At 63.9% G+C, this 11,346-nt stretch carries 11 protein-coding genes; 2 read left to right on the forward strand and 9 right to left on the reverse strand.

Annotated features, from left to right (window positions below):
• Positions 1-150: 150 nt before the first annotated feature.
• The 8 genes from AB656_RS02810 to miaB form a co-directional block, all read right to left on the reverse strand.
• Entirely contained in the window at positions 151-384 is a 234-nt protein-coding gene (locus AB656_RS02810; RefSeq protein WP_033504112.1) for a DUF3046 domain-containing protein, read from the reverse strand.
• A gap of 96 nt (positions 385-480) precedes the next feature.
• Positions 481-999 carry a helix-turn-helix domain-containing protein gene (locus AB656_RS02815; protein WP_033504113.1) on the reverse strand — a complete coding sequence of 173 codons (519 nt, stop codon included), beginning with the start codon at positions 997-999 and terminating at the stop codon, positions 481-483.
• Positions 1,000-1,099: 100 nt separating this feature from the next.
• Positions 1,100-1,657, reverse strand: a complete 558-nt coding sequence (locus AB656_RS02820) for a CinA family protein (RefSeq protein WP_033504114.1) — start codon at positions 1,655-1,657, stop codon at positions 1,100-1,102.
• Positions 1,654-2,271 (reverse strand): CDP-diacylglycerol--glycerol-3-phosphate 3-phosphatidyltransferase, encoded by a 618-nt coding sequence (gene pgsA / locus AB656_RS02825; RefSeq protein WP_051905289.1) that lies wholly within the window; start codon positions 2,269-2,271, stop codon positions 1,654-1,656. Before pgsA ends, AB656_RS02820 begins: the two co-directional genes overlap by 4 nt.
• Positions 2,272-2,344: 73 nt before the next feature.
• Positions 2,345-5,167: an FtsK/SpoIIIE family DNA translocase gene (locus AB656_RS02830; RefSeq protein WP_033504115.1), complete on the reverse strand. Its 2,823-nt coding sequence runs from the start codon at positions 5,165-5,167 to the stop codon at positions 2,345-2,347.
• A 67-nt stretch (positions 5,168-5,234) separates the two neighbouring features.
• The gene (locus AB656_RS02835) at positions 5,235-5,801 is read right to left on the reverse strand and encodes a MerR family transcriptional regulator (protein ID WP_081924852.1); all 567 of its coding nucleotides are present in this window, start codon (positions 5,799-5,801) and stop codon (positions 5,235-5,237) included.
• A 99-nt stretch (positions 5,802-5,900) separates the two neighbouring features.
• Positions 5,901-6,926 (reverse strand): tRNA (adenosine(37)-N6)-dimethylallyltransferase MiaA, encoded by a 1,026-nt coding sequence (miaA, locus tag AB656_RS02840; RefSeq protein WP_033504116.1) that lies wholly within the window; start codon positions 6,924-6,926, stop codon positions 5,901-5,903.
• Positions 6,910-8,355, reverse strand: a complete 1,446-nt coding sequence (miaB, locus tag AB656_RS02845) for a tRNA (N6-isopentenyl adenosine(37)-C2)-methylthiotransferase MiaB (RefSeq protein WP_033504158.1) — start codon at positions 8,353-8,355, stop codon at positions 6,910-6,912. Before miaB ends, miaA begins: the two co-directional genes overlap by 17 nt.
• 72 nt (positions 8,356-8,427) lie before the next feature.
• Here miaB and AB656_RS02850 point away from each other — a divergent pair, with 72 nt between their 5' ends.
• On the forward strand, positions 8,428-9,273 hold the full coding sequence (locus AB656_RS02850) for a GTP pyrophosphokinase (protein ID WP_144418916.1): 846 nt from the start codon (positions 8,428-8,430) through the stop codon (positions 9,271-9,273).
• 108 nt (positions 9,274-9,381) lie between these two features.
• On the opposite strand, the gene AB656_RS02855 is transcribed toward AB656_RS02850, so the two are convergent.
• Entirely contained in the window at positions 9,382-10,221 is an 840-nt protein-coding gene (locus AB656_RS02855) for an aldo/keto reductase (protein ID WP_161788284.1), read from the reverse strand.
• Between the two features lie 195 nt (positions 10,222-10,416).
• Here AB656_RS02855 and AB656_RS02860 point away from each other — a divergent pair, with 195 nt between their 5' ends.
• Entirely contained in the window at positions 10,417-11,283 is an 867-nt protein-coding gene (locus tag AB656_RS02860) for a Bax inhibitor-1/YccA family protein (protein WP_033504118.1), read from the forward strand.
• Positions 11,284-11,346 lie beyond the last annotated feature (63 nt).

An 11,346-nucleotide genomic window follows, 5' to 3' on the forward strand; every position in this document is an offset into this window, starting at 1 on the left:
GTCAGGCCCACCCTAAACGAAGGCTCGACCCCATGGCCAGCTGTTCGCGCAATGTGGTCGAACGTGATCAACCCCCGCCGCCGGCGCTTGGCCACCCCTCGTGACAGCTACCAGCATACCCGAAGATGCGAACAAATGTTCGAAATGACCTCAGGCGGCCGGCAGGGGCGGCGCGTTATGGTCCTTGCCCCAACGCTGGGGATCGGGGACCTCCATCTGGTCGCACAGGACGTTCCAGACGACCCGGGGTTCCACACCCGCCTCCAGGGCCTCGTAAACCGTCATGGAATCCAACGCCGCCAGGCGCTGGTCCTCGGCTAAACTCCGCCCGTAGACGCGGCCGAAGACCTCCTCCAGCAAGGTCCAGAATTCACGTTCCCTCACTGCACCTCCCTTTCACCCTTAAGCACGAACACGGCGGGGCATCCGGCTCTCAAGAACCGCACGCCCCGCCGCAGTCATCGGCGCCCGACCGCGCCATCAGCCCTGATGGGTCTCCAGGTAATCGGCCACCAGACGCAAGGTCTGGGGCACACCCAACCCGAGGGCCTCAGCGATAGAGCTCAACAACTCCGAGCTGGCTTCCTTTTGCCCACGCTCGACCTCGGAGAGGTAGCCGAGCGAGACGCCGGCCTTCTCACTGACCTCACGCAGGGTCTTGTGGTCATTGGTACGCAGCTCGCGCAGCACATGGCCCAGAGCCTGCCGGAGCGAAACCCCCTGGCCCTCACGCTGATCATCCTGCCCCTGCGCTTCGTCCTGCTGGCTGGCGCTCACACCATCTTCTTGCATCCACATCTTGCTCAGACTCGCCTGACGCTCTTCCTTTGCCTTCTTGGCCGCCTTGGCCCGCAGCACTTGCTGCTGAGCGAAGGCGACGGCGCGCCGCTGCGCTGGCGTCAAATCCCGCACGCGAGCGTTCCTGTCCTGGGTGGGAGCCGTGGCACTCAGCTTGAACCTGTCCTCGGACCTGGTCAACACGGTCTCTGCCTTGTTCATAGCATCCCCTTTCGCCTGTGGTGTATTCATCATCACCAGGCACAAACGATAGGGACAGGGAATTATTCCCAGCATGAAACCCAGGGGCTTGCCCTGTGACCTATCTCACGGATGCGCCCAAGGACTGCGCCAAACGAAAGAGCACTTGCGAAACGGTGCCTCGCCGGACCTCCTGCCGGGAGCCCGTCAAGCGCAGCTCGAAGGAGCGCAGGTGGTAGCCGTCCACAACCAGGCCAGCGGCCTGCGACTGGGGCAGGAAGCCAATGGGCAGGGCCAACGCTATGTAGACAAGGCCGGCGGGCTGGTCGCCATCGGGGCCAGGACCGGCCACGCCGGTCGTGGCCATGCCGACCACCCGTCCTTCACGCCCCGGCTGTGTGTAAACCTTGGCGGCGCCCAGGGCCATCTGCTCAGCGACCTTGGGGTGGACCGCACCGTGCGCAGCCAGCAAGGCCGAATCCACGCCCAGAATGGAGGCCTTGGCCTCTATGTCGTAAGTGACCGCCGAGCCCAAAAAGACATCCGAGGCGCCAGGCACACTCACAAAGGCATCGGCCAGCAAACCCCCGGTCAGCGACTCCGCGCCAGCCAGGAAGAGCCCGGCCCTCCTACAGGCATTGAGAACCTCGGTCGCCAAACCCTCCTGCTGCTCACTCATCGCCGACCTCCCGTCAGGACGCCATGCACATACTCGAAGCCCGAGTACAAGCACAGGGCCAGGGCCAGGAGAATCACTCCCCTGGCCGAAATCACATACCAGACGCCCAAGCGGCCCAGCGGGGCCAAGAGCAAGGCCAGTCCGACGCATTCGAACAAGGTCTTGAACTTCCCAACCTGGGAGGCGGCGATGACCTGGCCGCCTGCGTCAATGACAAAGAAACGCATGATGGTGATGCCCAACTCCCGAATCAGGAAGAGGGCGGTGACCAGCCACCAGATCTCGCCGAAGACCGAAGCGACGACCAAGGCCGAACAGATGAGCAGCTTGTCGGCGATCGGGTCCATCAACTTGCCCAGCTCGGTGACTTGGTTGTACTTGCGAGCCAGGTACCCGTCGAGCTTATCGGTGGAAGCCGCCACGATGAACAGGATGGTGGCCGCCCAGCGCCGGCCTACGCCGCGCTCCCCCCAAGGCCCGGCTTGGATGTCAACGATAATGAAGACGATTACAAGCGCGATGCGGGCATAAGTCACGATATTGGGAGGACTGCTCCACCCATCGAGCAGGCTATGCCTGCGCCCGTCCGTCTTGGACCGCGAATCATCCCGCATTACCTCTCCTTGAGTGTCTACCAGCACATCCTACCCTAGGCGCCCGTCCAGAACGAAAGCCCCGAGCGAACAATCAGCCGGCATCCACCCCCTGCGGCTGCGCTTGGTCGATTGACGCGCTGTCGCCGCGAATGAAAGCCAGGGCCTCTTGGAGCTGCGGCGGCTGAATGAGCACCTCCCGGGCCTTCGAACCCTCGGAGGGCCCCACGATCCCCCGCGACTCCAGCAGATCCATCAGACGGCCGGCCCGGGCAAAGCCAACCCGCAGTTTGCGCTGAAGCATGGACGTGGATCCGAACTGGGTGGTGATGACCAACTCCGCAGCCTGAAGGAGCTCATCCATATCATCGCCGATGTCCTCGGCTATCTCCTTCTTGCGCTCCTCGCCCTGGGCCATCTGCTCGATGTCTTGGCGGTACTTGGGCTTGCGCTGGGTGCGCACGAAGTCCACGGCCTTGCGGATCTCGGACTCGGAGACCCAGGCGCCCTGGACGCGGGTGGGCTTGGCTTGGCCCATCGGCAGGAAGAGCGCGTCGCCCTGTCCGATCAGGGTCTCGGCCCCCGTGGCGTCCAGAATCACGCGCGAGTCGGTCGAGGAGGATGTCGCGAAAGCCAACCGGGAGGGGATGTTGGCCTTGATCAAACCGGTCACCACATCAACCGACGGCCTCTGGGTAGCCAGGACCAGGTGGACGCCGGCGGCGCGGGCCAACTGGGTGATGCGCTGGATGGAGGACTCCACGTCGTTTTTCGCGACCATCATGAGGTCGGCCATCTCGTCCACCACCACCAGCAGGTAGGGGTAGGGCGCCACCTTGCGATTGGAACCGGCGGGGGCATGGACCTTGCCCGCACGAACAGCTTGGTTGAAGTCTTTGACGTGGCGGAAACCGAAGAATTGAAGGTCATCGTAGCGGGCGTCCATCTCCTTGACCACCCATTCCAGGGCCTGCGCCGCCTTCTTGGGATCGGTGATGATGGGCGTGAGCAGGTGGGGAATGCCCGCGTAGGCCGAAAGCTCCACCCGCTTGGGGTCGACGAGGATCAGCCGCACCTGCTCGGGGGTGGCGCGCATGATCACGGAGGTGAGCATGGAGTTGACGAAGGATGACTTACCTGACCCGGTTGCGCCGGCCACTAGTAGGTGGGGCATCTTGGTCAGATCGGCGGTCACGAAGTGGCCTTCCACATCCTTGCCCACGGCGGTCAGCATGGGGTTGTCGTCGCCCTGGGCCTCCTGGGAGCGCAGCACATCGCCCAGGTGGACGATCTCGCGGTCCACATTAGGGATTTCGATCCCGATGGCCGACTTGCCAGGGATGGGCGAGAGGATGCGCACATCCGAGGAGGCCACCGCGTACGCGATGTTCCGTCGTAAATTGGTGACTTTCTCCACCTTCACGCCAGGCCCAAGCTCCACCTCGTACTGGGTGACCGAGGGACCGCGCAGGAAGCCGACCACCGTAGCGTCGATGTCGAACTGGCGGAAAGTGGACTGAAGGGCCTTGATCACCGTGTCATTAGCCTGGGTCCGGGCCGCATGAGGCTTGCCCCGGACCAGCAGGTCGGTCGAAGGCAGGACATAGGGGGCCTGAGGTTCATCCTCCTCCTGACTTCCGCTCCCCGTGGCCCCAGACGGGCTGTCAGCCCGCTGGCCACCATCAACGCCCCCCGCGGCCGATTGGTCGAGCTCACGGACCGCTTGCGCCGCAGCGGCCCAAGGATCCGCTGCCCCTACTCCGGACAACTGGGCTGGCGTGACCGTAGGGGCCGCGGGCTCGGCCGGAAGGGAACTGGTGGCGGCGTCCTGGAATCCCGGGAAAGCGGGACCCGAGCCGGCCACAGACGCCGGCATGGCCTCGGCAGCAGTCGTGCTTACTGGCTCCATGCCGGCACTTGACCCAGGCTCCAGGCGGACCAGATCTGCCTGCCCTTGTACCTGTGCCGCCTTGTCGAAGGGATCGTCGGCCTCGTAGTGGTCCAGGCCGTCCTGCCCCTGGCCCTTACGACCCCGGTGCAGGAGACGGGAGAGCCACCCCCGGCGCGGCGAAGGTCCCTGAGCCGGCGTGTCGCCCTTCTTCTCGCCTTCAAGGCGGCTGGGAACGCCCGGCGTGGAAGCCAGCGTCTCCTGCCCCACCCTCACCTCGTTGGGGAAGAGCTCCTGGTCACCCTCACTCTCCGCTTCCTTATCCGCCCGTCTGGCGCCGAAGCATGCGGACACCGGACGCAGGAAGGCATCAATGTGGACCTGGAAGATGAGCAGGAGGGAGAACAAACCCACCAGGGCGAAGATGATCGTCGCGAAAACAGGGGAAAGCCCCCAGGCCAAAGGCGACCCGACAACGAATCCCAGCAGGCCCCCGGAGCGGCGAATCGCATCCAAGTCGAAGCCGCGAATCGACGAAATCATAACGATGTCAAGGATTGAGCAGACCGACCAGAGCAGGAGGATCAAGCCACCCAGCGAGTGGACATTGCCCGAACCCTTACCAGAGTGGGCGATCAGCCTCCAGAAGGCCCAGATCAACGCGACCGGCAGGATGACCGAGGGCAGGCCCAGGGCGGCGGAGGCGACGAAATGCAGCCCACGGCCCAGGGCGCCATCCACCCTGAACCATTCGGAGGCGCAGAAGAGGATGGCTGCGATCAGGATCAGGAAGCACAGACCATCCCTGCTGTAGGCGGGGTCGTACCGTGTATCGCCGGTCAGGGCCCGCACCGCCTTGCCCAAAGCTCGGGGCAACCACAGGATGGCTTTGGTCCAGCCGGATTCCGCCTCCTCGTCCTCCTCTTGGGATGACGAGGGACGACGGTTCCGGCCTTGGGCCGAACCCTTGGTCTTGGGATGCGATTGGGTCTGTTCCCTGCGCTTGTCTGAGGCGTTCATTCGTGTCATAGCCTTCCCAGACTACCCGCGATGGGTCCTCCATGGCGTGCCATGGGCCCTGCTTGCACAAAGAATCCTAACGAGGCTGGGCCGCCGTGGCCCCCTGAGCACGCGACTTCGCTGGCTCGTCGCAAACCGGGGCCTGGCGCAGGGCACCCTTGCGCTGGCGGGCGAAGGAACGAATGGCGTTCACGACATCGGTCCCACGGTCCAGGACCTCCTGGGCGCCTTGCGGGTCGCCTTGGCCCAGAGCCTGCCAATAGTGGGTTTTGACCTGTACATAACGGCGCCTGAGTTCGAGCTCTGCCATCTCCTGGTCCAACTGGCGGGCCTGCTCGGCCAGGAGCTCGACTTGCTCGCCGGCACGTTGAGCCCCCTGGCTCCGGTTCGCCAGGTACTCGCGCATCCGGCTCAGGGGCATCCCCGTCACGTTCAGGCAGGAGATTGCCAGCAGCAGGTCCAGGTCCTCGTCGGAGTACACGCGGTGCCCGCTGCTCGGATCGCGCTCGATCGGTCCCACAATGCCAATCGACTCGTAGTAGCGCAGGGTCGATTCAGGCAGGCCCGACATCAGCGAAGCCTCACGGATGGTATGAGAGGTCGGCGCCCCGGCAGGCGCTTCAGCGGCGGCGAAAGAGGTCATAATCGGAGTCTATAAAATTCAAGCACTTGAAGTCAAACGATGAAATCAGGGAACGCCGGCCGCCAAGGGCCCAAGCCCGGGACTCGCGCCTCGCAGGGTTCAAGCGCCGTCGTGCGCTACCAGCGAACCTAAGGGGTGTCTGATGACCGAATCGTCGGACCCATCACGCTTCGATCCATCATCCTTGTCGGCTGCCGCGACCACAGCCAGGGCCCGCTCAAGCAGGTCGGGAGCCAAAGCGTCCAACCAGTGGACGCGCGGGTCGCGGCCGAACCAACCCATCTGCTTACGCGCCAGGCGACGGGTCTTGCGCGCGATCAAGTCGAAGGCATCATCCTCGTTGATCGCCCCATCCAGGAAGTCCTCCACCTGCTGGTAGCCCAAAGCCCGTGAGGCCGTCGCGCCCAAGCGGGGGCGGAGGGCGCGGACCTCTTCGATCAGCCCGCCTTGGCGCATTTGTTCCGTGCGCTGGCCAATCCTTCGGTCCAGAGCCTCCCGGTCCACGTCCAGACCCAGCTGGACCGCCGCCAGCAGGTAACGGTACTGGGGCAAGCCGGCCGAGTAGGGGCGGCCCGTGATCTCCATAACTTCCAGAGCACGAATCGTGCGCCGAGCGTTACGCGAGTCCATCCGGGCGGCTGCCGCTGGGTCACGCTCCTCCAACTCCTTGAAAAGGACGCCCGGCCCCTCCTTCCGAGCCCGTTCCTCCAGCTTGCCGCGCACAACCGGATCGGTGCCAGGAAAAGCGATGTCATCAATCGCGGCCCGCGCGTACAGACCGGAGCCGCCTACCAAAATCGGGCGGATCCCACGGGCGCGAAAATCGGCGATGGCAGCCCGGGCCAGGGTCTGGAAGCGGGCGGCGGACATGGCTTCCTCAGGCTCGATGATGTCAATCAGATGGTGGGGCACAGCCGCCCGTTCAGCGGCGCTCGGCTTGGCGGTTCCCACATCCATCCCGCGGTACATCTGATAGGGGTCGGCGTTGATGATCTCCGCCCGTTCCCCCTGCTCGCCCAGGGCCTGGGCCAGCCGCACGGCCAAGGACGTTTTGCCTGAAGCCGTCGGCCCGACGATCGAGATGATGGGTGGCGCCCCGCCCTTTTCGTCAATGGCTGAGCGCATAGGCCTGCCCCTGGCTCGGATCTGGGTCAGCGGTCAAATAGTGCTTGCCGGCACCGGTGATCGTGCAAGCCACCAAATCGCCCACTTCCGGGACCGGTTGCCCTTCAGGCACGCCCACGTGGACCAAGACCCCACCGCGCTCACGCCCGGTCACCCGGTGGGTCATACCATCACGGCGGCCTTGACGCTGGGCGATCATCACCTCCGCGCGCCGGCCAACGAACGAGTCGAGGTTCCCCTGGGTGATGCGCTCCTGCAGGGCCAGGAGCCGGTCGAAACGTTCCTGGACCACCGGCTTGGGCACCTGCTCCATAGCAGCCGCCGGCGTACCCGGTCTGGGCGAATACTCGAAGATGAAGGCCGAGGAGAACCTGGCCCGGCCCATCAGGTCCATCGTCGCTTGGAAATCCTCCTCGCTCTCACCTGGGAAACCGACGATCACATCGGTCGAAATCTGAGCGTCCGGCATGGCTCGCCGAACCTTGTCCAAAATCGATAGGAAGCGTTCGCTGCGGTAGGAGCGGCGCATGGCCCGCAAAATCCTGTCGGAGCCGGACTGCAGGGGCATGTGCAGCTGGTGCATCACATTGGGCGTTTCGGCCATCGCGGCAATCACCTCGTCGGTGAACGCAGCCGGATGAGGGGAGGTGAAACGCACGCGCTCCAAGCCTTCGACCCCTCCACAGGCGCGCAGGAGCCGGGAAAAGGCATCGCGCTGGCCCATCGAGTATCCATAGGAATTAACGTTCTGCCCCAGGAGGGTGACCTCCTTGGCCCCTGCCGCCACGCAACGCTCCACTTCGGCGAGGACGTCGCCGAGCGGGCGGTCCCTCTCCCGCCCGCGCACCTGCGGCACGATGCAGAACGTGCAGGTGTTGTTGCAGCCCACCGAAATCGCCACCCAGGCCGAAGACTTGGACCCGCGGACCGCAGGCAGGTCGGCGGGAAATGCGGATAAGCGATCGGACACCTGGACCTGTGGACGGTGCTGCCCCCGGGCTCGGTCCAAGAGCCCGGGGAGGTCGCCGATGTTCTTGGTGCCGAAGACCGCATCGACCCAAGGCGCCCTCCGGGCGATACGCTCGCGGTCCTTCTGCGCCATGCAACCGCCGACAGCGATCTGCGCCTGCGGGTTGGCTTGCTTCAGACGGGCCCACTTGCCGATCGTGCCATACATGCGTTTGCTGGCATTCTCCCTGACCGCGCACGTGTTGAGCACCAGGAGGTCCAAGTCCAAGGCCCGCGCCTGTTCCAGACTGGCTGGACGGTAGCCCTGGGCTTCGAGCACGCCGGCGATTCGCTCGGAATCGTGAACGTTCATCTGACAGCCTAATGTGCGCACGTAGTAGAGCCCCTTGCCACGCGGACCGTCGGGTTCCTCAGCGAGCGCCATCCCACGCTCGGCCGGCGTCATCATGCCTTCATCCATAGTGGCCGATTCTACAGCCAGACCTTTGCCAGCTGATTCGCAGGCTAAGACGTGGGCCGGTTGCATAATGGGATGAGCTGGTCCACGGTCGCCGTCGGCGAGCCGGGCCGGCCCCGCACGATCTGGGAGGCGAATGTGATACTTGAACGCGGCAGCGCGATCAACACATCCGAACTACGGCAGCGTCTGGCTGCGCTCGACGAGGAGCATAAAGCGCAGCTAACGACTGACGACATCATCGAATTCGTGGACCTGATGCAGGTCTACGAGGGCGCCATGCGGGAGATTTCCACCAAGTTGGAGGTCCTGGACTCGGAGTTCCAAGTCCAGTTCTCCCACAACCCGATCCACCACATGGAGCGCCGTCTGAAGTCCCCCAACTCGCTGATCGGCAAGTTGGAGCGCCGGCAGCTGCCCATCACCGTGGAATCGGTGCGCGACCATATTTTCGACGTGGCAGGCGTACGCGTCATCTGCAACTACCGGGACGATGTGTACTCCGTCTCGCGCTACCTGTCCGATCAGTCCGACATCCAGGTCCTCAGGGTCAAGGACTACATTCGCGGCCCCAAGCAGAACGGCTACCGAAGCCTGCATATTATTTACGCGGTCCCGGTCTTTCTGACCTCAGGCCCCCACTACACGCCGGTCGAAGTGCAATTCCGCACGATCGCGATGGACTACTGGGCCAGTTTGGAGCACCAGCTACGCTATAAGTCCGACCTGCCCGACTCCCGTCTGGCCGAGCACTCGCAGACCCTGCTGGACTGCGCCCGCTCCCTGCAGAACATCGAAGTGCAGATGCAGTCCATCCACCGCGACATATCCGGTTCCCCCCAGGAGCAGGAGGGCGATGACGAGCGCCTGGAGCGTTTGCGGTCAGAGGGGAAGGAACAGCGCCGGGCCGCAACGGAGTGAGGGCCTGACGCGATAACCGGGATCAGCCCCATACCGAGACCAAGTCGGGCCGGCCTCACGAAGCGCGGTGGGGCGCGGGGAGACCGGCCCGACCCCGTCCTGCATGAATCAGAAGTCGAAGTGGTCCGGGTCCGCGCCTACGCGCTGACCGGTGTCCATGCTTGACACGGCCTGCATGTCCTCATCGGAGAGCTGGAAATCGAAGACATCGAAGTTGCTCTCGATCCGCTCTTGGTGAACGGACTTGGGGATGACGATGACACCCCGCTGCAGGTGCCACCGGATGACCACCTGGGCCGGGGACTTGCTGTATTTCGCCGCAATCGAAACCAGCCTCGGGTCCTCCAGCAGGTGGGTGCCGGTGCCGCCTAGCGGGCTCCACGCCTCAACGTCAACGCGCCATTCACCGTTCGCGTAGTCGATCAGCTCCTGGTTGACGAATATCGGCGAGGACTCGATCTGGTCGACCGCTGGTTTGACATCGCTGATTGAGCGAAGCTCCTCCAAATGGTGCTGTTGGAAGTTGCATACGCCGATGGCCCGCACGCGCCGCTGCAGGTAGAGCTCCTGCATGTCCTCCCATGCCTGCTGCCAACCTTCGGCCGGCCAATGAATCAGGTAGAGGTCGATCATGTCGACCCCTAAACGGTCCAGGCTCTCCTCATAGGCCTGCTTGGCCCGGCCCGCCCGCACGTCCTCGTTCCACAGCTTAGTGGTCAGGAAGACCTCGCGCCGTTTAAGTCCGGATTCGCGCAGCCCTTGGCCCACCGAAGCCTCATTCCCGTAGATTTTCGCCGTGTCGATATGCCGGTAGCCGGCCTGGAGGGCCCAGCGCACGGCGTTGGCGGTCTGCTCCCCCTCGGGCGTCTGGAAGACCCCCAACCCAAGCTGCGGAATCGGCACCCCATTGTTCAGCGTTATCATTGGCTGTTCGTTGCTTTCGCTCATCGCCATGCTCCTCGTCTTCCTCGCTGTCGACGCCGGTATCGGCCTTCCCTGCCATCGTATGCCATGAGCCCGTACCCCGCCAGGGACCCGATGTTCGGTGGCAGCGCATTCCCAGGCGTCAGTAAGGATTCGCCACTAAGCTTGAGCTCGCAGGCGGCGCCCTCCGCGCCGCATCCGTTTTTGAAGGAGGAGCCCATGACATTCGGTCGACAGCCTCAAAACTCTGATCAGGCCTATCAGGGCCAGCCCTACCCCACCCAAGAGCCCTACCAGAACCAGGGCCAGCAGCCATACTTCCAGCAAAACATGCAGGGTCAGCCTTACGGGTCCCAGTACGTACGCCAGCCGGACGGGAGCGCGGCCATCCTGACCGAGCCTACGTATTCATACGAGCGCGCGGAGCATAACTCGATGACCAAGGCATACGCGCAAATGGCCGTGGGCCTGCTGGTCACTGCGGCTGTGGCCTACCTGACCTACGCCTCAGGCCTGCTGTACAGCTTCGTATACGCCACCGGCAGTCTCGGCTGGGTGGCTTTGTGCGTCGCCCAGGTGGCGTTCGCCTGGGTTCTGTCCGCCCGTGTCATGCGGATGAAGCCATCGACCGGCAGGGTCATGTTCTACTCATACGCCGCCCTCATGGGGCTGACCCTGAGTTCCTTGTTCGCCACCTACTCGGTACCCACGCTTTTAGTCACCCTCGTGTCTTGCTCGGCTTTCTTCTTCGTCCTGACCATGCTGGGCCTGACCACCCGTAAGAACATGCTGGGTTGGGGGCCAGCCCTGTTCGCTGGGCTGATCTCCCTCCTGCTGGTGCAGGTCGTCCTGATGTTCATCGCGCCTTCGAACACGGCCTTGAAGGTGATCGCCGCCTTGGGCATCGCTCTATTCGCCGCGCTCACGATTCACGACGCCCAGCAGACACGGGCTATCTTCTCGGCCTATGAGAACCAAGGGACGCAGATGGTGGAACGGGTATCGATCCTGTGCGCCCTGAACCTCTACCTGGACTTCGTCAACCTCTTCCTTTACATCCTCCAGCTCTTCAGCTCCAAGAACTGAGCGCTGCACAAACAGAGGATATAAGGCTGAGCCCGTAACCCAGGCATCCCGCTAGGGATACGG

This window comes from Bifidobacterium actinocoloniiforme DSM 22766, assembly GCF_001263395.1.
GTDB lineage: Bacteria > Actinomycetota > Actinomycetes > Actinomycetales > Bifidobacteriaceae > Bombiscardovia > Bombiscardovia actinocoloniiformis.